Here is a 23,228-nt window from a genome sequence, read left to right as displayed (position 1 = left end):
GCTTGCCCCCCTTAGCTCAAGGAAACGATGGCGTTGAAGGGTGTTGAGAGTGGCCGATGGCTTGGCCATATCGAAAGACTCGAAGACAGCTTGAAACCCACCGGCCGCTTATCGTGAAAGACCAGCTCGTCAGGCTCCCCTTGCCACGTGTACAGACGGCGCAACGTGGAACCCAACTCACTTCCGTAGACCCCAGAGCTGAGGTCCTGGTCCAGTTGAGCAAGTCCAAGCTGGAGTCGTTTGAGCTCCACCTCTGCCGCATCCTTGTCACCGAAGTGCAGGCGAAAGTGATCTGCTTGTTGATCGGTCACTTGCGGCAAGTATTTTCGGACCTGCGCTCGGGTGGTTAGCGCAGCGGCATCGAGCAAGGACCCAACGTCGCTGCCGGTATCGCTGCGCAGCACCAAGCCCGCCGGCAGTGATTCGCTTGACAGCCCTGCTTCTGCCTCCAGCCTTTCCAGCTTGTTCAAGGGACTGATTACATCATCCTGAATGGCCCTCAGCCTGACCTGAACGCCAGGCTCAGCCTTACGGTAGTGCTCGAAAAACCGCCAGACTCGTTGCTGCAAAAGCGGCCGCTCAATGTGAAACTCGGGTGCACGCGCCAGATCCCAGACGATTCTCCTCGCCACGAACCAATATGCGTCAACGTCAACACTGTCCCAGAGCTTCAAATTTTCAGCGAGTTCCTCTAGCGGCGAATGTCGTAACCAGGCATTTGGCGAGCGATCAGTACTTCGCTCTCCCAGCCAAACGTCAATGCCTGTTTTTATCCGCGCGTCCCTCAGCCGCCGGAGAGTCGCCAGATCTGTTATGGGATTGCCAAAGAGATCAAAGCTCGCTCTGATTTCAACGGACTCAGGGATCGATGCAATACGGTTGTTCGAAAGATTCAGCATTTTTCCGGGAATTTCGGACGTGACGCCCTCCGGAAACCGGTCTAAACCGGTGTTGGGAAGGTGCAGCTCCTGCAGCGCAGTCCTGACTTTTAGTGAAGGCATGACAGAAAGCGGATTGTTGCCGAGCTTCAATACTTCCAATCGTAACGGCCCGTTATCAGCATCAAGCCCGAGCGGGAGCTGTTCTATACCGGTCTGCGTCAGATCCAATACGCGCAACTGAGTCATCCCCGTCACGTCAGGTGCCACTTTCAAGGACGGATTCTGGTGCAGGTCGAGGACCTGCAAGCTCAACCGCCCTGGCAGGCCATTCACTACGGCATTCAGATCCGCCACCCCCTGAATGTTGCCAAGAGTCAGAGCTCGCAGGCCGGTCATGCCTGTCAGCGAGAACTCGGCTGGCAAATTGCAGTTTTGCAGGTGCAGCTCGCGTAAATGGGGAAGCTTTGCCAATTCTTCAACGAAACCTCGCTCAATGTTGTGCCTCGAGGCAGTCCGAAAAGGATTACCGCCAGGGAGAATGGGTGGCCAGCCAACCACCGTCAGACTTTCAATGTTGGGAAACTGCGCAGATAAACGATACGAGTTTAGATCTCCACCCACTCTCAGAGTAAGGGCGACAACAGCGTTGAATTTTGTTGAGACAGGAACACCGTATTGCCGAGCCCCAAGCTCGATATCCATCTTGAAACCCAATAGTCGGCCTTCGTGATAGACGCGCTCACTGGGTTCGCCCTGCCACATGTAAAGTCTGCGTAGCTTGCTCGCCATTTCCTCACTGACACTAAAGCTCGTCCTCTCCAGCTCAGAGAGCCCACGCTCGATACGCTTCAGCTCCACCTCTGCCACATCCTTGTCGCCAAACCGGGCGATGAAGGCATCAGCGTCCAGGTCCGTCGTTTCCGGAAGGTATCTTTGGACCTGCGCTCGGGTGGTTGGCTTTACGAGCGTACGCTGGTACCAAAGACCGTTATCGACATTACGCAGCATCACCGGACCTGGGAGCAGCTCACTTGGCCGTCGGGCACGATGCAATCCAGTCGCCGGATCTACGGCGACAAGAACGAAAGCGCCATCGGCCACCTCAGCGTAGGTACGATTGTTAAAAACCCTTAAGCCTTCGCCGTTGGTTTCAGGAAGTAACGACCGAGCATTGATTACGTAATCGTCCAGCGTCGGTTGAGGCGCAAGCAAACGAGCTTCAACAGGGGCCGCGTGAACAATGATCGACGGCGTTGCACGAGTGGCATCTGCCTCAACGGCCCTGGACGACCCGGCTCGCGGCTGCGAATCATCGCGAGAGGTGCCTGAATCAAAACCGCTGCGATTCAATAAGCCGGGGAGCGGAATGTCCACGTCGGCCGGTCGAGTCGGGCTGGTAGAAGCATCTACTTTGACGTGGGTGCTGCCACCGGTAGGTGGTTTTACTGGCATGTTTTTCATCCTTGAAAAAGTCGCCCTGGCTGTCGTGCCAGGGACGAAGGCTTTCGGCATCCTGCCGGTCTAAAAGAGGAGCGCACGATAGCGTGCGCAAGTATTCAAGGAGAGTGGAAAGGCAGACAGGCGCAGTGGGAAACGACGTCAAGAAGCGTAGGAGTACTCGAGAAGGACGGCGGGATTACGATCAGTTCGTTTGCAAACGGATCTCCAGCCGCCAGCGGTCATCGGCCTCACTGCCGACCCAATTACCCTGCAACGGCCGCGCTGCCAGTATGGTCAACAACAACCCGCCATCGCTCATGCGTGTACGCCAGTTCACATCCCTGCCGTTGAGTTTGAACTGGCCCTTCTGCGCCCGGCCTTCGGCCTGAAACAGCAACGCCACGGTGCCATCGATGATTTCGCCGTGCAGTTTGGGTTCGTTGTTGAACCACACCACCAAACCGCCATCGGTCATTTCAACCTGCTGCAATATGCTCGGGTCCGGCGTGGTCAGGCGGCCGATCATCAAGCCGATCATCAAGCCGACAATCGCCAGCGAACCGATGACGCGCGGGAATAGTTTCGAACGGTTGTCCACAGGCGGCGTAGAATGCCGCTCATCTTTACCTTCGGAGCCGTGCATGTTTCACGTCATCCTTTTTCAACCAGAAATTCCGCCGAATACCGGCAACGTTATCAGGCTATGCGCCAACAGCGGCTGCCACCTGCATTTGATCGAACCGCTGGGCTTCGAGATGGACGACAAGCGCCTGCGCCGTGCCGGTCTCGATTACCACGAATATGCCACGCTGCAACGTCACGCGGACCTGGCCACTTGCCTGGAAAGCCTGGGCAACCCGCGGTTGTTTGCGTTCACCACCAAGGGTTCGCGACCGTTTCATGATGCCGCGTTCGTTCCTGGCGATGCGTTCATCTTCGGCCCGGAAAGCCGTGGCCTGCCGCCGGAAGTGCTCGACGCACTGCCGCCGGAACAGCGCCTGCGCCTGCCGATGCGCGAAGGCTGCCGCAGCCTGAACCTGTCCAACACCGTGGCGGTCGCTGTGTACGAAGCCTGGCGCCAAAACGACTTCAAGTAACACCACAAAACAAATGTGGGAGCTGGCCTGCTCACGATTACGGAGTGTCAGGCAACATTGATGTGTCTGACAGACCGCTATCGCGAGCAGGCTCGCTCCCACATGGGGTGTTGCTGAACCGTCTTACTGAACGGTTGGCGTCTCGCCGCTTTCCTGCATGCGCTGCAGCTCTTGCGCGTACAGGGCGTCGAAGTTCACCGGGGCCAGCATCAGGGCCGGGAACGAACCACGGGTCACCAGGCTGTCCAGGGTTTCGCGCGCGTACGGGAACAGGATGTTCGGGCAGAACGCACCCAGGGTGTGGCTCATCGAAGCCGCGTCCAGGTTCTTGATCAGGAAGATACCGGCCTGTTGCACTTCAGCGATGAAGGCGACTTCTTCACCGTTTTTCACGGTCACGGACAGGGTCAGCACGACTTCGTAGAAATCACCTTCCAGTGCTTTCTGACGAGTGTTCAGATCCAGAGCGACCGCCGGATCCCACTGCTGGCGGAAGATCGCCGGGCTTTTCGGGGCTTCGAAGGACAGGTCGCGTACGTAGATGCGCTGCAAGGAGAATTGCGGTGCGGTTTCTTCTTCGCTGGCTGCAGTGTTCTGTTGGTCAGTCATCTCAGATCCTTATCGATCTTGGGTCTTTTAGGGAGTGCTGTACGTGGGTGCAGCCGTTCAGGCCTTGAGCAGCGCGTCGAGCTTGCCGGCGCGTTCCAGGGCATACAAATCGTCACAACCGCCGATGTGCTTGCTGCCGATCCAGATCTGCGGCACGGACGTACGTCCGGCTTTCTGGGTCATTTCAGCGCGCACTTGCGGCTTGCCATCGACCTTGATCTCTTTGAAGGCCACGCCTTTGTTCTCGAGCAGGTACTTGGCTCGCGAGCAATAAGGGCAGTAATCGCTGGAGTAGACGATGACTTCGCTCATATCACTTCACCAACGGCAGGTTGTCGCCTTTCCAGCTGGAGATCCCGCCGGACAGCTTGGCGGCGGTGAAGCCGGATTTCATCAGCTCGCGGGCGTGGGTGCCAGCGGTCTGGCCCAGCGCGTCGACCAGAATGATGGTCTTGGCCTTGTGTTTTTCCAGCTCGCCGATACGCGCAGCCAGTTTGTCCTGGGGAATGTTCACCGCGCCAACGATGTGGCCGGCAGCAAAATCCTTGGCCGGACGGATGTCCACCACCACGCCTGCGTCTTTGTTGACCAACGCGGTCAGCTCGCCGGTGCTCAGGCTTTTACCGCCGCCCTGCATCGTGTGCGCCAGCAGCAGAGCCAGCAGTACGACGAAGATACCGACAAGAATGTAGTGGTTAGTGGCAAATTCAATCAGGTGAGCAACCATCGAAGGAGGTTCCAGGGCGTTAAAATGTCGGCCAGTATACACAGCCACTATGGTCGACCAAACCCCGTCCGGCGGTGACGCGGCCGGAACTTAGCTTTAAACTCCAACTCCCTTTTCCATCGCCCTCTTCTTTATTAGCCACGAGTGGATTCCATGACTACCACGCCTAAACCTTTGGTCCTGATGATTCTCGACGGCTTCGGTCACAGCGACAGCCCCGAATCCAACGCCGTTTTTGCGGCGAAGAAGCCTGTTCTGGATCGCCTGTGGGCCACCGTGCCCAACGGCTTGATTTCGGGCAGCGGCATGGACGTCGGCCTGCCGGACGGCCAGATGGGCAACTCCGAAGTCGGCCACATGAACCTTGGCGCCGGCCGCGTGGTGTATCAGGACTTTACCCGCGTGACCAAAGCGATCCGCGACGGCGAGTTCTTCGAGAACCCGACCATCTGCGCCGCTGTGGACAAAGCCGTGGCCGCCGGCAAAGCCGTGCACTTCATGGGTCTGCTCTCCGATGGCGGCGTACACAGCCACCAGGATCACCTGATCGCCATGGCCGAACTGGCCTTCAAGCGCGGCGCCGAAAAAATCTACCTGCACGCTTTCCTTGACGGTCGCGACACCCCACCGAAAAGCGCTGCGTCGTCCATCGAACTACTCGATGCGACCTTCCAGGCACTGGGCAAGGGCCGCATCGCCAGCATCATCGGCCGCTACTTCGCCATGGACCGTGACAACCGCTGGGACCGTGTGGCTCAGGCCTACAACCTGATCGTCGACGGCAACAGCGAATTCCACGCCGCCACTGCGCAGGAAGGTCTGGACGCCGCTTATGCGCGCGGCGAGAGCGACGAATTCGTCAAAGCCACGACCATCGGTGAGCCGGTGAAAGTCGAAGACGGCGACGCCGTGGTGTTCATGAACTTCCGCGCCGACCGCGCCCGCGAGCTGACTCGCGTGTTCGTCGAAGACGACTTCAAGGATTTCGAACGCGCGCGCCAGCCGAAACTGGCCGGTTTTGTGATGTTGACCCAATACGCAGCGAGCATCCCTGCACCCTCGGCGTTCGCCCCGGGCAGCCTGGAAAACGTCCTCGGCGACTATCTGGCGAAAAACGGCAAAACCCAGCTGCGCATCGCTGAAACCGAAAAATACGCCCACGTGACCTTCTTCTTCTCCGGCGGTCGTGAAGAACCGTTCCCGGGCGAAGAGCGCATCCTGATTCCATCGCCGAAAGTCGCCACTTACGACTTGCAGCCGGAAATGAGCGCGCCGGAAGTCACAGACCGCATCGTCGACGCCATCGAAAACCAGCGTTACGACGTGATCGTGGTCAACTACGCCAACGGCGACATGGTCGGCCACAGCGGCGTGTTCGACGCGGCGGTGAAGGCTGTGGAATGCCTTGATACCTGCGTCGGGCGCATTGTCGAAGCGCTGGAGAAGGTTGGCGGCGAAGCGCTGATCACCGCTGACCACGGCAACGTCGAGCAAATGGCCGATGAATCCACCGGCCAGGCGCACACCGCACACACCACCGAGCCGGTACCGTTCATTTACGTCGGCAAGCGCGACCTCAAGGTCCGTGAAGGCGGCGTGCTGGCGGACGTGGCACCAACCATGCTGAAGCTGCTGGGCCTGGAAAAACCGGCGGAAATGACTGGCACTTCGATTCTGGTCTGACCCGAATCACCAAAACACCGCAAAACCCTGTAGGAGTGAGCCTGCTCGCGATAGCCATCTGACAGTCAACTACTCTGTTGAATGTCAGTAAGCCATCGCGAGCAGGCTCACTCCTACATTGGTTTGTGGTGTTTTTCAGGCCAGTTATCACACAGCCCCAATTGGGCGTTTTTTTTGCAGCCTCGGGCGGGCATACTAGGCCGTCCATTACCCTGGTGCCGCCCGCCTCTATGCTCCGCGTCCTGATCGCCCTCGCTCTGACCTGCCTGCTCCAACCGGCCTTCGCTGACGAGCGCGCGCAAACCCAACAACAGTTGGACGCCACGCGTCAGGACATTGCCGAGCTGAAAAAGCTGCTGAGCAAAGTCCAGGAAGAAAAGTCCGGCGTACAGAAAGAGCTCAAGGGCACTGAAACCGAGCTGGGTAAACTGCAGAAGCAGGTCGATGCGCTGCAGAAAGAACTGCAGAAAAGCGAATCCGAGCTGCAGCGACTCGATGCAGAGAAAAAAACTCCAGAGCGCGCGCACTGAGCAGCAGCGACTGATCGCCATTCAGGCCCGCGCGGCCTATCAGAACGGTCGGCAGGAATACCTCAAGCTGCTGCTCAACCAGCAGAATCCCGAGAAATTCGCCCGCACCCTCACCTATTACGATTACCTGAGCCAGGCCCGCCTGGAACAGCTGAAGAACTTCAACGAAACCCTGCGCCAACTGGCCAATGTCGAAAAAGACATTGCCGCCCAACAGGCGCAATTGCTGGTACAGAAAAGCAGCCTCGATACCCAGCGCGACGAACTGGAAAATGTCCGCAAGGAACGCCAGCAAGTGCTCGCCAAGCTCAACGATGACGTGAAGGCCCGCGACCAGAAACTCGCCGCCCGCGAGCAGGATCAGGCAGACCTGTCTAAAGTCCTTAAAACCATTGAAGAAACCCTGGCCCGCCAGGCCCGTGAGGCAGAAGAAGCGCGGCAGAAAGCGCTGATCGCCCAGCAGGAAGCGGAAAAAAAGCGTTTGCGTGAGGCGCAGGCTGAAAACAGCGACGCCCCACGAAAACCCGCCAGATCCACTCCCGGCGCGCTGGTCTCCAGCAGCGGCGAGACCTTCGGTGGCCCTTTTGCTGCAACCCGGGGAAAACTTCCTTGGCCGGTTGATGGTCGATTGTTGGCACGCTTCGGCGAATCCCGTGGCGACGACGCCCGCACCAAGTGGGACGGCGTAATGATCAGCGCCTCCGCCGGCAGCCAGGTGCATGCCGTACACGGTGGTCGCGTGGTGTTCGCCGACTGGCTGCGCGGCGCCGGGCTGCTGGTGATCCTCGACCACGGCAACGGTTTTCTGAGTCTTTACGGTCACAACCAGACACTGCTCAAGTCAGCCGGTGACGTGGTTAAAGCCGGTGAGTCCATCTCCACTGTCGGTAACAGTGGCGGCCAGGACACATCAGCGCTGTATTTCGCAATTCGTCAGCAGGGTCACCCGAGTGATCCAGCACAATGGTGCCGCGCGCAAGGATAAGCGTGCCGCCTAATTCAGGAGTTCGTTCGACATGCTGCATTTGTCCCGCCTTACCTCGCTGGCCCTGACGATCGCCCTGGTGATCGGCGCGCCTCTGGCGTTCGCCGCTCAACCGGCCCCGGCCGTCGCTCCGGCAGGCACTGCCGCGACTTCCAAGGCACCGTTGCCGCTGGAAGAATTGCGCACCTTTGCCGAGGTCATGGACCGGATCAAAGCCGCTTACGTCGAGCCGGTGGACGACAAGACCCTGCTGGAAAACGCGATCAAGGGCATGCTCAGCAACCTTGATCCGCACTCGGCGTACCTCGGCCCTGAAGATTTCACCGAACTGCAGGAAAGCACCAGCGGTGAGTTCGGTGGTCTGGGCATCGAAGTCGGCGCCGAAGACGGTTTCATCAAAGTCGTCTCGCCAATCGATGACACCCCGGCGTCGAAGGCCGGCATTCAGGCCGGCGACTTCATCGTCAAGATCAACGGCCAGCCGACGCGCGGCCAGACCATGACCGAAGCCGTCGACAAAATGCGCGGCAAGATCGGCCAGAAAATCACCCTGACCCTGGTACGCGACGGCGGCACGCCGTTCGACGTGACCCTGGCCCGTGCGGTGATTCAGGTGAAGAGCGTCAAGGCGCAGTTGCTGGAAACCGGCTATGCGTACATCCGCATCACCCAGTTCCAGGTCAAGACCGGCGAAGAGGTTTCCAAGGCCCTGGCCAAGCTGCGCAAGGACAACGGCAAGAAGCTCAACGGCATCATTCTCGACCTGCGCAACAACCCGGGCGGCGTGTTGCAAGCGGCGGTGGAAGTGGTCGACCATTTCATCACCAAAGGTCTGATCGTTTACACCAAAGGCCGCATCGCCAATTCCGAACTGCGTTTCTCGGCCACCGGCAAAGACGAAAGTGAAGCCGTGCCGATGGTCGTGCTGATCAACGGTGGCAGTGCCTCGGCTTCGGAAATCGTCGCCGGCGCCCTGCAGGACCAGAAACGCGCGGTGGTCATGGGCACCACCAGTTTCGGCAAAGGCTCGGTACAAACCGTACTGCCGCTGAACAATGACCGTGCATTGAAGATCACTACCGCGCTGTACTTCACGCCGAATGGTCGTTCGATTCAGGCGCAGGGCATCGTTCCGGACATCGAAGTGCGCAAGGCCAAGATCACCAACGAGGCCGATGGCGACTACTTCAAGGAAGCCGACCTGCAAGGTCACCTGGGCAACGGCAACGGCGGCGCGGACAAACCAACCGGCTCCGGCGCCAAGCCCAAAGCCATGCCGCAGGATGATGACTATCAATTGGCCCAGGCCCTGAGCCTGCTCAAAGGGCTGAGCATCACGTCCGGCCGTTGAGGATGTCGCTGCGTTTCGCCCTCGTTCTGTTGTGCTGTCTGGCGGGTGCTGCTCACGCAGAGCCCGCCAGCCCAAAGCCACACAAAGCCTATCTGACATTGATCATCGACGACCTGGGACAGAACCTGCCCCGGGATCGCCGCGTGCTGGCCCTGCCCGGCCCGGTGACCACGGCGATCATGCCGGACACCCCGCACGCCACCGAGTTTGCCCGCGAAGCCCATCGCGCCGGCAAGATCGTTATCCTGCACATGCCCATGGACCCGGCCACCGGTCCCTATGCCTGGCACCCCGAACTGCCCATCGAAGAACTGGAAAAACGCCTCAACGCCGCGTTCAAAATGGTCCCCTACACTGCCGGCATCAATAACCACATGGGCAGCCGCATGACTGCGCAACCGGTGGCGATGGCCTGGTTGATGGGCGAACTGCAGCGCCGGCACAAGTTCTTCGTCGACAGCCGTACCAGCGCACAAACCGTGGCAGCGCAACAGGCACAGAAGATCGATCTGGCCAGTGTCTCGCGGGACGTGTTTCTTGATGACGAGCGCACTGAGGCAGCGATCTACACGCAGTTGCAGACCGCGATCAGCCTGGCGCGCAAGCAGGGTTCGGCGGTGATGATCGGCCATCCCTATCCGCAGACACTGGCGGTGCTCGAGCGCGAACTGCCGAAGTTGAAGGGCCAGGGAATCGACTGGATCGATATCAAACAGATGATCAGCGTGCGCAGCAATCGCGCCATGGCCAGTCATGGTAAAGACGGGGTTTACCGGTAAGACCCTGTGACGCTAGCACATACATAGTTACCACCCGGAAACCGTCCCCATTCCCGATAGTGCGACCTGCAACAGGTCGCGACGCCCTCGCGTCGCTTTCAACTATCAGGAATCATCATGACTATTGAAGACAACACCGCAGCGCATCCCATGCCAATGGAACCGATCATGCAGGACAATCTGCTGATCAACTTCACCACGGAGTTTCACCGGGTCTGGAGCACTAACGGCTCAAAAGCCAAACCTGCCACATTCTGGCGCCCCACTCCTGCTCCGGATGCATTGCCGGGCTACTTTCCGCTGGGCGACGTGCTCTTTCCCGGCGACGCCAATATCAATGGCGAAATGGTCGCAGCCGTGGTCTGCGAGAAAGATATGGCAGGGTCCTTAAGCACTAAAGGAAAGGCACTGGCCCGCCCTGCCGATTTTGAACTGGTCTGGAAAGAAACCGGAGCGCCCGGTGTTACTCGCATGTCGATCTGGCGACCTCTGGCACCCGTCGGTTACGTCGCTCTGGGGCTCGTATGCTCCAACGATCACTGCAAACCTTCGTTGAACTCGGTGCGCTGCGTCAGGCTCGACCTGGTCATAGTAGCGAACGTCGGTGATCTGATCTGGAATGACAAGGGCAGCGGTGCCAAGCTCAGTTTCAGCGCCTTTGGCATCGAACCGTCGACTGCCGCCGCAGGCGACATCCATTTTGCGCCCGGCACCTTCGTGGGCATCCAGGGCTACAGCAAGCCTGCAGCACCTTCGACGGCGTATGGCTTGCGCATGCAAATTCCGCTGCAAGTCAGCGCATCGCCGCAAATTCCGACCCTCACCGGATACACGAAGCCCGTAGTGAACGAACCCGCCACCGTCACCCAGATTGCCCGCCTGCCTTGGTTCGCAGTGCGAGATCATGCTCATCCCCGCGAACAGTTTCGCAATTCGCCTTACTACGAACTGAAGAGAACTGACGAATATGTGCTCATTGGTCACGAGCGCAATGAATCGGACAAGCATCGGGCCGTTAAATGGACAGCACCACGTCTGCAGAGCGCGGTGACAATGCGCATGTTCCATAGTTTTACCGCCATGGAAATCGTCAAAGCCTGGCCGACCGTGCCTCTCAGCGATATCCGCATGACAAAATTCTCGGCCTGCCTGCCAAAAAGTTTGACCCGCACCGAAACGTCTTCCAACGGTTGGAACGAGCTACGATCTCAAGTGGTTGTTGCCATGGCGCCGAAGCAAACAGCCGTCGCGGTTTATCAGATGCAAAGCCATTACGAGTTGGTACGGGAAGACGGTACTCAAGTGGCGGTCGACTTTGGTTATACCGATGATTCAAGCGTTCTGCTGACGCAATATCCGCCGGAGTCCGTTGAGCTCGCCAGCGCGTGTCCGCCGCTGACGACAGACACCCCGGCAATATCTGGCACCGATGGCGCCAACGCTAAAGAGCAGCCAGCATCGGGCCTGGATGTCGTTATAGATACCGCCCCATGATTTCGTCCACCACGCCTTCTTTGCGCAACTGATCCAGCGCAGCCTGAAGCTTGGCGACCACTTCGTCGGAGACGTCCTTGTTCAGCGCCAGATACAGTTCTGCACTGTTGAAGCGCAGCACGGTCTTGAGACCGGTGACACCGTCCTGCCGCGCCAGATAACGCCCGGCAGGATCACCGGTGGCCCACAGGTCGATCTGACCATTGACCAGTTTCTTCGCGTTGTCCTGATCGCGCAGCACTACTATCGGCTTCAGACCTTGTTTGGTCAGTGTCTCGGCAATCGCATCGCCCTTGTAGGCACCGATCTTGTACTTGCGCGCATCATTGAGGGTTTCGAGGGTGATCTTGCTGTCAGCCTTGGCCAGCATGATCCAGTCATCCGGACCGATCGGGCCGACCCATTTGAAGAGCTTTTCGCGGTCCGGCAGACGCGCCATCACGAAGGCGCCATAACCGGGATTTTCCAGAGCCAGTTTGTAGACGCGCTCCCAAGGAAAGCGCAGGGTCAGGCTGTAAGTGATGCCGGCACGCTGGAACACTTCGCGCACGATGTCGGTGGCGATGCCATTGATGTTCTCGCCTTGGGCGAAGTTCTTGCCGTTTTTCGCCATGTTATACGGCGGGAAATTTTCGGTGAGGAGCACCAGATCGGTGTCGGGACTGTTTTCGGCGCGGGCGGTGTTGATGAGCAACATCGATGCACTGGCGAGAACAAGAAGCAGGCGTTTGATCATGTCGGGCTACCGGAATCCATGGCGTGCCCAAGAGTGCCTTGGGTGCGCCATGCTGTCCACTGGCCTGTATCGATCGTGACGCTTAACGCATCACGATCCCGCGATGCGCCATATAGGCCTTGGCTTCCTGCACGGTGTATTCGCCGAAGTGGAAAATACTCGCCGCCAGCACCGCACTGGCATGGCCCTCGAGAATGCCGTCAGCCAAGTGCTGCAGATTGCCGACGCCGCCGGAAGCGATCACCGGGATGCCCAGCGCATCGCTGATCGCGCGGGTCACGCCGAGATCGAAACCGTTTTTCATGCCGTCCTGATCCATGCTGGTCAGCAGGATTTCACCAGCACCGAGGCCTTCCATTTTCTTCGCCCACTCGACCGCGTCGAGGCCGGTTGGCTTGCGCCCGCCGTGGGTGAAGATTTCCCAGCGCGGGGTTTCGCCCGGGCCGGAGACTTTCTTCGCGTCGATGGCGACAACGATGCACTGCGAGCCGAAATGCTGCGCCGCTTCACCGACGAACTCCGGGTTGAACACGGCAGCGGTGTTGATCGACACCTTGTCCGCACCGGCATTGAGCAGGTTGCGGATGTCCTGCACGGTGCGCACGCCGCCGCCGACGGTCAGCGGGATAAACACCTGGCTGGCCATGCGCTCGACAGTATGCAGCGTGGTGTCGCGACCATCGACGCTGGCGGTGATGTCGAGAAAGGTAATCTCGTCGGCACCCTGCTCGTCATAACGACGGGCGATTTCCACCGGGTCACCGGCGTCACGAATGTTTTCGAACTTCACACCTTTGACGACCCGGCCGTTGTCCACGTCCAGGCAAGGGATGATGCGTTTGGCCAGCGCCATGGTCAGTCCTCAGCCTTGGTACGAATCGCAGAAAGCTTGCGCTTCGGCGACGTCGAGGGTGCCTTCGTAAATCGCCCGGCCGGTGATGGCGCCGATGATGCCTGGTGCTTTGGCGTCGAGCAGCGACTTGATGTCACCCAGATTGTGGATGCCGCCGGAAGCGATCACCGGGATCTTGGTCGCAGCGGCCAGCGCAGCGGTGAACGGCACGTTGCAACCCTGCATCATGCCGTCTTTGGCGATGTCGGTATAAACGATCGAGGAGACGCCGTCGGCTTCAAACTGCTTGGCCAGATCGATGACCTGCACGGTGCTGATTTCAGCCCAGCCATCGGTGGCGACAAAACCGTCTTTGGCATCCAGACCGACGATGATCTTGCCCGGGAACGCGCGGCAGGCTTCAGCGACGAACGCTGGATCTTTCACGGCTTTGGTGCCGATGATCACGTAGCTCACGCCAGCCTTGACGTAGTGCTCGATGGTTTCCAGCGAACGGATGCCGCCACCGATCTGGATCGGCAAAGTCGGATAGCGCTTGGCGATCGCAGTCACCACTTCGCCGTTGACTGGCTGGCCTTCGAACGCGCCGTTCAGATCGACCAGATGCAGACGGCGGCAACCGCCCTCCACCCACTTGGCAGCCATGCTCACCGGGTCATCGGAGAACACCGTGGAATCTTCCATGCGGCCCTGACGCAAACGTACGCAGGCACCGTCTTTAAGATCGATAGCGGGAATAATCAGCATCTGGCAAACCTTCAAATTTGAATGTTCAGCTTGGCTCGGAAATCAGTTTTTCTCGAGCGCCCACAGGTCGCTTTCGATGCTTTCAAACCGCTCTTTGAGGTGGGTCTGCACATCGAAAATCGCCCTGTTGTAATAGTGCGGAGCAATTTCGCGGGTAAACAGCTCAAGAATTTCCGCCGCTTCGAACGAACCCAGGTCCAGTTCGAAACGGTCTTCCATGAACCGCTGAATCTTGCGATTGGCCTCGTTCTCCTGTTCGGGAGTGAGGGTCAGAATCGGCGGCTTGGACTTCTTGGCAGCCATTTACCAGCGACCGTCCCACGCAGCGAAGTTCTGCAGCAATTGCAGGCCATGGGTATGGCTCTTCTCCGGGTGGAACTGCACGGCGAAGCGCGAGCCATCGGCCAGCGCCGCAGCGAAATCGACACCGTAATGACCGCCACCGACCACCTGCCGCGCGTTGGCGGCGGCGATGTAGTAGCTGTGCACGAAGTAAAAACGCGCCATGTCCGGAATGTCGTGCCACAACGGGTGGCTGACCTTCTGCTTCACCTCGTTCCAGCCCATGTGCGGGACTTTCAGGTGCTCGCCGTCTTCATGCAGGTCTTTGCCGAAGAACTTCACCGCGCCCGGGAACAGGCCGATGCAGTCGACGCCGTCGTTCTCTTCACTGGTGTCGAGCAACGCTTGCATGCCGACACAGATACCGAGGAACGGACGATCCTGACTGACTTCACGCACCAGTGAGTCGAAACCGAGACGACGGATCTCCGCCATGCAGTCGCGAATCGCGCCAACACCGGGGAACACCACGCGGTCAGCTTCGCGAATCACGGCGGCATCGCTGGTGATCAGCACTTTACCGGCGCCGACGTGCTCGAGGGCCTTGGCCACCGAGTGCAGGTTGCCCATGCCGTAATCGATAACTGCAACCGTCTGCATTACAGAACGCCTTTGGTCGATGGCATTTGCCCGGCCATGCGCTCATCCAGCTCGACAGCCATGCGCAGCGCGCGGCCGAAAGCCTTGAACACGGTTTCGATCTGGTGGTGGGTGTTGGTGCCACGCAGGTTGTCGATGTGCAGACTGACCAGCGCATGGTTGACGAAGCCCTGGAAGAACTCCTGGAACAGGTCAACGTCGAAGCCGCCGACGGTGGCGCGGGTGTACGGCACGTGCATCTGCAGGCCTGGACGACCGGAGAAGTCGATGACGACGCGCGACAGCGCTTCATCGAGCGGCACGTAGGCATGACCGTAGCGACGGATGCCTTTTTTATCGCCGATGGCTTTGGCAAACGCCTGGCCGAGGGTGATACCGACATCTTCCACCGTATGGTGGTCGTCGATATGCAGATCGCCCTTGCATTCAATATCCAGGTCGATCAACCCGTGACGGGCGATCTGATCCAGCATGTGCTCAAGAAAAGGAACACCGATATCGAATCGGGCCTTTCCGGTGCCATCAAGGTTGATCGAGGCTTTGATCTGGGTTTCCAGAGTGTCGCGCTCGACAGACGCCTTACGTTCGGCCATCACCAGCTCCGCAAAATCATTGGGCGAAAAAGGCAGCCATTATAGGCACGCGAGGCGCAAACAGAAACACGAGAGGTGAGATGGCTGACGGATAGAACGCCCGGCTGTCGCGGGTAGACATGTCCATACAAGCCATTACAGGCAGCGCAAAAACAAATGTGGGAGCGAGCTTGCTCGCGAATGCGGTGGGTCAGCCAGCAATTAAGTTGACTGATATTCCGTCTTCGCGAGCAGGCTCGCTCCCACAGGTTCGGTGTTTATCCAGCTAACACCTTAGTGAAACAGTACCGCCGTTTTCTGCAGGGTCACCCAAACACCCCACGCCAACGGAATACCCACCACCAGCCACGCAGCGATCGCCAGCGGCTTGCTGCCCGGGGCGGCTTTCCACTCCAGGACCGTGCTGGCATCAGCACCTTTGTCGTGACCCAGCGCCTGTTCGGCAGCCAGCTCAGCGTCGGTCATGAAGTATTTGTCAGCCACCGGACGCACCAGCAGGTTGCACAGGAAGCCCAGCACCAGCAGGCCTGCGAGGATGTACAGGGTGATGTCGTAAGCGGCAGCGCGTTCAACGCCGATGCTCAACTGATACTCACGCAGGTAGTTCACCAGCACCGGACCGAGCACGCCGGCCGCAGCCCAAGCGGTCAGCAGACGACCGTGGATCGCACCGACCATCTGCGTACCGAACAGGTCGGCCAGATACGCCGGCACCGTGGCAAAACCGCCGCCGTACATCGACAGAATGATGCAGAACGCCGCCACGAACAGCGCAACGTTGCCCAAATGGCCCATGTTCGGGATCAGCGCGTACAGGGCAAAACCCAGGGCGAAGAACACGAAGTAGGTGTTTTTGCGGCCCAGGTAGTCCGAGAACGAAGCCCAGAAGAAGCGGCCACCGATATTGAACAGGCTGAGCAGACCGGTGAAACCGGCAGCAATCGCAGCGATCGAGGCCAGTTGCCCGGCGTCGAGCTGACCAAACGGCACATCGACACCCAGCAGTTTGCCGCCGAACACTTCCTGCAGCAGTGGCGAAGCCATGCCGAGGATGCCGATGCCGGCAGACACGTTCAGGCACAGCACCAGCCAGACCAGACGGAATTGCGGGGTTTTCCACGCCACATTCACGTGCACGTGACGGTGGGTGATCATCGAGTTCGAGGCTTTCTTCGCCGGAGCGGTCCAGCCTTCAGGTTTCCAGCCGGTTGGCGGAACGCGGTAAGCCAGAGCACCACCGATCATGAACACGAAATAAATCGCGGCCATGGCGACGAAGCTCTGCCAGACGCCGACACCGGTTGGCGAAGCGAAGTGGCTCATCAGCGCGGTTGCCAGCGGTGCACCAACCATCGCGCCGCCACCGAAGCCCATGATTGCCATGCCGGTAGCCATGCCGCGCTTGTCCGGGAACCACTTGATCAGGGTCGAGACCGGCGAGATATAGCCCAGACCCAGACCGATACCGCCGATCACGCCCGAACCGAGCCACATCAGCCAGATCTGGTGGGTATAAATACCCAGCGCCGAGATCAGCAGACCGCCGCACCAGCACAGCGCCGATACAACGCCGGCCTTGCGTGGCCCGGCGTGTTCCAGCCAGCCACCCCAGATCGCTGCCGAGCAGCCGAGGAAGATGAAGAACAGCGTGTAGATCCAGCCGAGCATCGAGATCGGCCAGTCGCATTGCGAGGAAAAGACCTGTGTGATGAAGCTCATGTCCGGTGCGCAAGCCACCGGAGCGGTGACGCCCAGCGCCTTGGACAGCGGCAACCAGAACACCGAGAAGCCGTAGGCCATGCCGATGCACAGGTGGATGGCCAGAGCGGCCGGTGGCACCAGCCAACGGTTGAAACCGGGCTTGGCGATGATGCGTTCCTTGGACAGGAACGCGGGCTGATCGGCTTTGAGGCCGTCCGCCGTGATGCTCGTGCTCATTGTGTATCCCCCAATTATTAGTATGGTTCGCCAGCCACTGTTCACCCCCGGCCTTTATGCACGCAGGCATGACCGTTTTTTTGGGTGAAGCTCCTTGAAGGCGCGACGTTAAGTCGCAGAAGGACGGACGAACGGGCGAAGGTTACCATTTGCACGTGACAGAAAAACCAAACTGATATCACCTTTTTTCTGTCGTCTGATCTCGTATCACTCAGGAAAACGCCATGCCAATCGTCGTACAAGCGCTGAACGCCGCCAATTATCAGGATCAGGAGGATTTGCGGAAGATTTATCGCGACGCGCCGGACTGGCTGTTTGCGCCGTTTTCCGGTGAAAACAATCTGATCGACCGCACTCTCGCCGAGGGAAGTTTTATTGCCGGGCGTTTCAACGACCGCCTGCTCGGTGCCGCTCGTCTACAGAGGCACCACGACGTTTGGTACTTGTCCCATTTATGCGTACGAAAAGTTACCCGTCGCCGTGGGGTTGCTGAACGGCTGGTGAACCAAGCGCAGAAAATGGCGTCGCAAGCGGGGGCTGAACTGCGTCTGCTGGCGCCTGCCGGGCATCCTGAAGCCTTGGCAATCGCAGCGAAGTTACACCTCCCGCTGGAGGTACTGGCAACATGAAGCCACACCGAACCGGGCAATTGCAGCGCTATACTCCCCGGCTAAATTACGAATTCGACTAACTACAAGGACTCGCCCATGAAAGCGTTCGGCAAAATCCTGGGTCTGGTACTTCTCGGATTGTTGCTGATCATTGTGGCGGCAGGTTTTGCCCTGACCCACCTCTTCGATCCCAACGATTACAAAGACGAGATTCGCCAGATAGCCCGCGACAAGGCCCACATCGAGCTGACGCTCAATGGCGACATCGGCTGGAGCCTGTTCCCGTGGCTCGGCCTGGAACTGCACGAGGCCAGCGTTGCCACCCTGATCAATCCGACTGAACCGTATGCCGATTTGCAGATGCTCGGCCTGTCCGTGCGGGTGCTGCCGCTGTTGCGCCGCGAAGTGCAAATGAGCGATGTCCGCGTTGAAGGGCTGAACCTGCGCCTGAAACGCGACAAAAACGGCCACGGCAACTGGGAAGACATCGGCAAGGTGCCGACAGCCGCCGCACCTGCCGGCAGCCCGGCACCGGCCAGCGCAGCCACTGCACAAGCCCCTGCCCAACCGGAAAAACCGCCACAGCCGATCCGCCTCGACATCGACAGCCTGACCGTCAACAACGCCCGCGTTGAATACAACGACGAGCTGACCGGCAAGCAATTCAGCGCCGAAAGCATCCAGTTGAGCACCGGCCCGGTACACGATTCGACGAATATTCCGGTGAAAGCCACGGCATTCCTCGGCACCAACCAGCCGGTACTGCGCGTGCGTACCGAGCTCACTGGCGAGCTGCGCATCGAGCGCGCACTGCAGCGCTACAAATTCGAAGACATGAAGCTGTCCGGCGAACTGGCCGGCGATCCGTTGCAAGGCAAGACCATGACCTTCGCAGCTCAGGGCCAGTTATCGCTGGATAAAGCGGCGAACGTCGCCGAATGGACCGGTATCAAGATCTCTGCCAACCAGTTGCGCGCCTTGGGTGAGCTGAAAGCCAATGACCTCGACAAGACCCCGCAAATCACTGGCGGGCTCTCCATCGCCCAGTTCGATCTGGCGAAATTCGTCGACAGCATCGGTCAGAAACTGCCGGCCATGGCCGAGGGCAGTCTGAGCAAAGTCGAATTGGTCAGCCGCGTTGCCGCCACGCCAACCAGCATCGCGTTCGACAATATCAATCTGAAACTCGACGACAGCAGCTTCAGCGGCCGCATCGCCGTCGAGGATTTCGCCAAGCAATCGCTGCGGGCAATTCTCAAGGCCGATACGTTCAACGCTGACCGCTACCTGCCGCCGAAATCGGCACAAGCCAACAGCGCCACGCAAGTGCGTCAGGCCGAAGTCGCCAGCACCGAAGCCGATGCCATGGCCGGTGCCGGCTCTACCCCACTGCCGGACAAACCGAGCAAAACCGCCTGGAGCACCGAGCGCCTGTTGCCGGTTGAACGCCTGGCCAAACTCGACGTCGATGCCGATCTGACCTTCGGCCAACTGACCCTCGACAAACTGCCGATCCAGAACGCCGCACTGAAAGCCACCGGCCAAGGCGGCTTGCTGACCCTGACCAACCTGAGCGGCGAACTGTACAACGGCGGTTTCGCCGCCAATGGCACCCTCGATGTACGCCCGAGCGCGCCTGTGCTGAACCTGCAGACCAAGCTCAATCGCGTGCCTGTAGAAAAAATCCTCGAAAGCCAAGGCAAGAACCCGCCCGTCAAAGGCCTGGTAACCCTCACCAGCAATGTCACTGGCAGCGGCAACAGCCAGCAGGCACTGATCGATACGCTTAACGGCAACGCCAGCTTCGTGATCAACAACGGCGTGCTGCTCAACGCCAATCTTGAACAGCAACTGTGCAAAGGCATCGCCACGCTTAACCGCAAAACCCTCAGCGGCGAACCACGCGGTAAAGACACGCCATTCCAGGAACTCAAGGGCAACCTGACTTTCCGCAATGGCATTGCCAGCAACCCGGACCTGAAAGTGCGCATCCCCGGCATGACCGTCAACGGTGACGGCGACATCGACTTGCGCGTGCTAGGCATGGACTATCGCGTCGGCATCATCGTCGAGGGCGACACCAGCGCCATGCCGGATCCGGCTTGTCAGGTCGGCGAAAAATTCGTCGGCATCGAATGGCCACTGCGCTGCCGTGGCCCGCTGGAATTGGGCGCCAAGGCCTGCCGTGTCGACAACGATCGTCTAGGTCAGGTCGCGACCAAACTGGCCGGCGACAAGCTCAGTGAAAAAATCGACGAAAAACTCGGTGACAAGGTCAGCCCGGAACTGAAAAACGCATTGAAGGGGCTGTTCAAGCGATGAGAGCGGAGCAATTTTCCACGGCGGTGCTGGATTGGTTCGACCGCCACGGCCGCCACGATCTGCCTTGGCAGCAGAACATCAACCCGTATCGGGTGTGGGTGTCGGAGATCATGTTGCAGCAGACCCAGGTCAGCACCGTGCTCAATTACTTCGACCGTTTCATGGCCGCGCTGCCGACGGTCGAAGCGCTGGCAGAAGCCCCCGAAGACGAAGTGCTGCACCTGTGGACCGGGCTGGGTTACTACACCCGCGCGCGCAATTTGCAGAAGACTGCGAAGATCGTCGTCAGCCAATACGCTGGCGAGTTTCCGCGTGACGTTGAAAAGCTTACCGATCTACCAGGCATTGGTCTGTCCACTGCCGGCGCCATCGCGAGCATCAGCATGGGCCTGCGCGCGCCGATCCTCGACGGCAACGTCAAACGCGTGCTGGCACGCTTTACCGCGCAAGAGGGCTACCCCGGCGAACCGAAGGTCGCCAAACAACTGTGGGCCACCGCTGAACGCTTTACGCCGCAGGATCGGGTCAACGCCTACACCCAGGCGATGATGGATCTCGGCGCCACACTGTGCACGCGTAGCAAACCGAGCTGCCTGCTGTGTCCGCTGGAACGTGGCTGCGAAGCGCACATGCTCGGCCTGGAAACCCGCTACCCGATTCCCAAGCCGCGCAAAGCCATTCCGCAGAAGCGCACGCTGATGCCGATGCTCGCCAACGGCGACGGCGCGATTCTGCTCTACCGTCGCCCCTCGAGCGGTTTGTGGGGCGGTCTGTGGAGCCTGCCGGAACTCGACGACCTAGATGACCTGCAACATCTCGCCGATCAGCACTCGCTGACCATGGGCGAGCAGCAGGCGCTGCCGAACCTCGTTCACACGTTCAGCCATTTCCAGCTGTCCATCGAACCCTGGCTGGTTCAGGTGCAGGAGGCCGCCCATCACGTGGCCGAGGCCGACTGGCTCTGGTATAACCTCGCCACCCCGCCGCGCCTGGGCCTCGCCGCCCCGGTCAAAACCTTGCTCGAACGCGCGGCCGTCGTCTTGAATGCAGGAGAGTCGCCATGACCCGCACCGTAATGTGCCGCAAGTACAAAGAAGAATTGCCCGCGCTGGACCGCGCCCCTTTCCCGGGCGCCAAAGGTCAGGATATTTTTGACCACGTCTCGGCCAAGGCCTGGGCTGACTGGCAGAAACACCAAACCCTGCTGATCAACGAAAAGCGTCTGAACATGATGAACGCCGAAGACCGCAAATATCTTCAGGGCGAAATGGACAAGTACTTCTCCGGTGAGGAATACGCCAAGGCCGAAGGCTACGTTCCGCCTGCTGAGTAAACCCTGCAAAATCGGGGGCCGGATCGTAAGCGACGGAATTAATTTAAGAAATTTTAAAAAAGTCGTTGACGTAAATCCGAAAAACCCTTTTAATGCGCCCCGTTGCCCAGATAGCTCAGTCGGTAGAGCAGGGGATTGAAAATCCCCGTGTCGGCGGTTCGATTCCGTCTCTGGGCACCAAATACCGAAAACCCTGAATCGCAAGATTCAGGGTTTTTTTATGCCTGCGATTTGATCACGCCTCTCTCTGCGCCCCGCAACGCCCTCCTCTCGATACACCTCAAACCCGCCTGTACTGAAAAATACCCAAAATCTGTATCTCTCCCCGTGTAGGAAAATTCGCCAGTATTCCTCCAAGCCTTGGCGAGCCAATGACTGGCTCTACTTTGCGCCCCGCAACACTCTGGGCCTCTGAAGCCCTCAGAGCGCAAAACCTGATTTTTTGAATAGATCGGCGTCCACCGCAAGGTCACTTCCTGTCCAGCTAAAAAATCTAAAAACAAACCCAACAGGCGAACTGCATTTACTGCTTTTCAAACATTCCAGGATGAATGCTGGCGCCCCTGTGCGCCCGGCAAAAGAGCGAAACGGACGACGTATGATCAAGCAACTTATCAATGAAGACAGTTATGTGCAGATTGGCGATCTGTGCAGCGCAACGATTCAGTTGAAAATCGAAGGACTGAATCCTGCCGGATCGATCAAGCTCAAAACCGCACATGCCCTGATCACGGATCTGGAAAACCAGGGCCGGATTCACCATAAGACCCGCCTGGTCGAGTCTTCTTCGGGGAATCTGGGGGTCGCGCTGGCCATGGTCTGCGCCGCCAAGGGGTACAAGTTTGTCTGTGTGATCGACCCGAACATTTCTGCGCCGAACAGAAAACTCATGCAGGCACTGGGTGCCGAAATGATCATGGTCGATCAGCGTGACGAAAACGGCGGCTACCTGAATTCGCGTATCCGTTTGATCGAGCAACTGGTCGCAGAGAACTCCGACTACATCTGGCTCAATCAATACAAAAACCCGACCAACCCCCTCGCTCACTATCAAGCGACCGCGAAGTCCATCGCCCATAAGTTTCCACACGTGGACTACTTGTTCGTCGGCGCCGGTACCACCGGTACTTTGATGGGCTGCAAGAACTACTTCGCCGAACACCATCCGCACACCAAAGTGATTGCCGTCGATACGGTCGGCTCGGTGACCTTCGGTCTGCCGGGCGGTACGCGGCATATCCCGGGGCTGGGTACCAGCCGTCTGCCAGAGATCTTCGAGCCGTCGGGGATTCACGACTTCGTATCGATCGCCGAGGAACAGACGATCAAGGTCTGCCGCTGGCTGGCGCAACGCTACGGCCTGCTTTTTGGTGGCTCCACCGGCACTGTCCTGGCGGGCATCCAGCAATGGGCGCCGCACATCCGTCCTGACGATGTCGTTGTGGCGATCTCCCCCGACATGGGTGAGCGCTACCTCGAAACCATCTACTCCGATGACTGGGTCACCCAGCGAATCGGCGCAAGCGCTTTGCAATCACTCTTCCCAGAAATCGCTCTGGCACTTTCGGCGTAATCCC

Annotated in this window: 22 protein-coding genes, 1 tRNA gene and 1 pseudogene; 12 read left to right on the top strand and 12 right to left on the bottom strand. The window is 59.1% G+C overall.

Annotated elements, in window-relative coordinates:
* Positions 1 to 11 precede the first annotated feature (11 nt).
* Both AB4N74_RS25700 and AB4N74_RS25695 read right to left on the bottom strand, forming a co-directional pair.
* Positions 12 to 2,333, bottom strand: a complete 2,322-nt coding sequence (locus tag AB4N74_RS25700) for a leucine-rich repeat domain-containing protein (protein WP_460097624.1) — start codon at positions 2,331 to 2,333, stop codon at positions 12 to 14.
* Between the two features lie 190 nt (positions 2,334 to 2,523).
* On the bottom strand, positions 2,524 to 2,964 hold the full coding sequence (locus AB4N74_RS25695) for a hypothetical protein (RefSeq protein ID WP_460097622.1): 441 nt from the start codon (positions 2,962 to 2,964) through the stop codon (positions 2,524 to 2,526).
* On the opposite strand from AB4N74_RS25695, the gene AB4N74_RS25690 reads away from it, so the two are divergent.
* Complete coding sequence (locus tag AB4N74_RS25690; RefSeq protein ID WP_093430036.1) at positions 2,963 to 3,418, top strand: tRNA (cytidine(34)-2'-O)-methyltransferase; 456 nt, start codon at positions 2,963 to 2,965, stop codon at positions 3,416 to 3,418. The two genes, AB4N74_RS25695 and AB4N74_RS25690, sit on opposite strands and share 2 nt — an antisense overlap.
* Before the next feature lie 123 nt (positions 3,419 to 3,541).
* Here the strand turns inward: AB4N74_RS25690 and secB are convergent, their stop codons facing one another.
* The 3 genes from secB to AB4N74_RS25675 are packed head-to-tail and all read right to left on the bottom strand — an operon-like array spanning position 3,542 to position 4,754.
* Positions 3,542 to 4,027, bottom strand: a complete 486-nt coding sequence (gene secB / locus AB4N74_RS25685; protein WP_007909233.1) for a protein-export chaperone SecB — start codon at positions 4,025 to 4,027, stop codon at positions 3,542 to 3,544.
* Between the two features lie 57 nt (positions 4,028 to 4,084).
* On the bottom strand, positions 4,085 to 4,339 hold the full coding sequence (gene grxC, locus AB4N74_RS25680; RefSeq protein ID WP_038359971.1) for a glutaredoxin 3: 255 nt from the start codon (positions 4,337 to 4,339) through the stop codon (positions 4,085 to 4,087).
* A 1-nt stretch (position 4,340) separates the two neighbouring features.
* Complete coding sequence (locus AB4N74_RS25675) at positions 4,341 to 4,754, bottom strand: rhodanese-like domain-containing protein (RefSeq protein WP_083367280.1); 414 nt, start codon at positions 4,752 to 4,754, stop codon at positions 4,341 to 4,343.
* Positions 4,755 to 4,907: 153 nt separating this feature from the next.
* Between AB4N74_RS25675 and gpmI the strand changes: the two genes are divergently transcribed.
* From gpmI to AB4N74_RS25650, 5 genes and pseudogenes are all read left to right on the top strand, one after another.
* Entirely contained in the window at positions 4,908 to 6,437 is a 1,530-nt protein-coding gene (gene gpmI / locus AB4N74_RS25670; protein ID WP_093430035.1) for a 2,3-bisphosphoglycerate-independent phosphoglycerate mutase, read from the top strand.
* Positions 6,438 to 6,667: 230 nt separating this feature from the next.
* Positions 6,668 to 7,952: pseudogene (locus tag AB4N74_RS25665) on the top strand (murein hydrolase activator EnvC family protein).
* Between the two features lie 31 nt (positions 7,953 to 7,983).
* Positions 7,984 to 9,303, top strand: coding sequence for a S41 family peptidase (locus AB4N74_RS25660; RefSeq protein WP_053116593.1), 1,320 nt, complete (start codon positions 7,984 to 7,986; stop codon positions 9,301 to 9,303).
* A gap of 2 nt (positions 9,304 to 9,305) precedes the next feature.
* The gene (locus tag AB4N74_RS25655; protein WP_460097620.1) at positions 9,306 to 10,082 is read left to right on the top strand and encodes a divergent polysaccharide deacetylase family protein; all 777 of its coding nucleotides are present in this window, start codon (positions 9,306 to 9,308) and stop codon (positions 10,080 to 10,082) included.
* A gap of 117 nt (positions 10,083 to 10,199) precedes the next feature.
* A complete protein-coding gene (locus AB4N74_RS25650) occupies positions 10,200 to 11,576 on the top strand; it encodes a Vps62-related protein (RefSeq protein ID WP_460097618.1) in 1,377 nt (458 codons plus the stop codon).
* Here AB4N74_RS25650 and AB4N74_RS25645 read toward each other — a convergent pair.
* The 7 genes from AB4N74_RS25645 to AB4N74_RS25615 form a co-directional block, all read right to left on the bottom strand.
* A complete protein-coding gene (locus AB4N74_RS25645) occupies positions 11,557 to 12,312 on the bottom strand; it encodes a substrate-binding periplasmic protein (RefSeq protein WP_093430032.1) in 756 nt (251 codons plus the stop codon). The genes AB4N74_RS25650 and AB4N74_RS25645 overlap by 20 nt on opposite strands.
* An 82-nt stretch (positions 12,313 to 12,394) precedes the next feature.
* Positions 12,395 to 13,165, bottom strand: a complete 771-nt coding sequence (gene hisF / locus AB4N74_RS25640; protein ID WP_007897430.1) for an imidazole glycerol phosphate synthase subunit HisF — start codon at positions 13,163 to 13,165, stop codon at positions 12,395 to 12,397.
* 9 nt (positions 13,166 to 13,174) lie between these two features.
* On the bottom strand, positions 13,175 to 13,912 hold the full coding sequence (gene hisA, locus AB4N74_RS25635) for a 1-(5-phosphoribosyl)-5-[(5-phosphoribosylamino)methylideneamino]imidazole-4-carboxamide isomerase (RefSeq protein ID WP_003220753.1): 738 nt from the start codon (positions 13,910 to 13,912) through the stop codon (positions 13,175 to 13,177).
* 42 nt (positions 13,913 to 13,954) lie between these two features.
* Positions 13,955 to 14,215, bottom strand: coding sequence for a DUF2164 domain-containing protein (locus AB4N74_RS25630; protein ID WP_003220751.1), 261 nt, complete (start codon positions 14,213 to 14,215; stop codon positions 13,955 to 13,957).
* Positions 14,216 to 14,854, bottom strand: a complete 639-nt coding sequence (gene hisH, locus AB4N74_RS25625) for an imidazole glycerol phosphate synthase subunit HisH (RefSeq protein WP_007909206.1) — start codon at positions 14,852 to 14,854, stop codon at positions 14,216 to 14,218.
* On the bottom strand, positions 14,854 to 15,447 hold the full coding sequence (gene hisB, locus AB4N74_RS25620) for an imidazoleglycerol-phosphate dehydratase HisB (protein WP_007909204.1): 594 nt from the start codon (positions 15,445 to 15,447) through the stop codon (positions 14,854 to 14,856). The genes hisH and hisB overlap by 1 nt, the downstream gene beginning before the upstream one ends.
* A gap of 273 nt (positions 15,448 to 15,720) precedes the next feature.
* Positions 15,721 to 17,385, bottom strand: coding sequence for an OFA family MFS transporter (locus AB4N74_RS25615; RefSeq protein WP_460097615.1), 1,665 nt, complete (start codon positions 17,383 to 17,385; stop codon positions 15,721 to 15,723).
* 224 nt (positions 17,386 to 17,609) lie between these two features.
* On the opposite strand from AB4N74_RS25615, the gene AB4N74_RS25610 reads away from it, so the two are divergent.
* The 6 genes from AB4N74_RS25610 to sbnA all read left to right on the top strand — a co-directional run bounded on the left by AB4N74_RS25610 (position 17,610) and on the right by sbnA (position 23,224).
* Positions 17,610 to 18,014, top strand: a complete 405-nt coding sequence (locus AB4N74_RS25610) for an acetyl-CoA sensor PanZ family protein (protein ID WP_093430030.1) — start codon at positions 17,610 to 17,612, stop codon at positions 18,012 to 18,014.
* Between the two features lie 78 nt (positions 18,015 to 18,092).
* Positions 18,093 to 20,318 (top strand): AsmA family protein, encoded by a 2,226-nt coding sequence (locus AB4N74_RS25605; RefSeq protein ID WP_099757745.1) that lies wholly within the window; start codon positions 18,093 to 18,095, stop codon positions 20,316 to 20,318.
* Positions 20,315 to 21,382, top strand: coding sequence for an A/G-specific adenine glycosylase (gene mutY / locus AB4N74_RS25600; protein ID WP_099757744.1), 1,068 nt, complete (start codon positions 20,315 to 20,317; stop codon positions 21,380 to 21,382). The genes AB4N74_RS25605 and mutY overlap by 4 nt, the downstream gene beginning before the upstream one ends.
* Positions 21,379 to 21,651, top strand: coding sequence for an oxidative damage protection protein (locus AB4N74_RS25595; protein ID WP_016986336.1), 273 nt, complete (start codon positions 21,379 to 21,381; stop codon positions 21,649 to 21,651). The genes mutY and AB4N74_RS25595 overlap by 4 nt, the downstream gene beginning before the upstream one ends.
* A gap of 104 nt (positions 21,652 to 21,755) precedes the next feature.
* Positions 21,756 to 21,831, top strand: a tRNA-Phe gene (locus AB4N74_RS25590).
* Positions 21,832 to 22,249: 418 nt separating this feature from the next.
* Positions 22,250 to 23,224, top strand: coding sequence for a 2,3-diaminopropionate biosynthesis protein SbnA (sbnA, locus tag AB4N74_RS25585; protein WP_367617439.1), 975 nt, complete (start codon positions 22,250 to 22,252; stop codon positions 23,222 to 23,224).
* Positions 23,225 to 23,228 lie beyond the last annotated feature (4 nt).

The organism is Pseudomonas sp. H3_C08 (assembly GCF_054669455.1).
The sequence above is the reverse complement of the archived record's forward strand: the minus strand, read 5'-3'. Positions and strand labels throughout refer to the sequence as shown.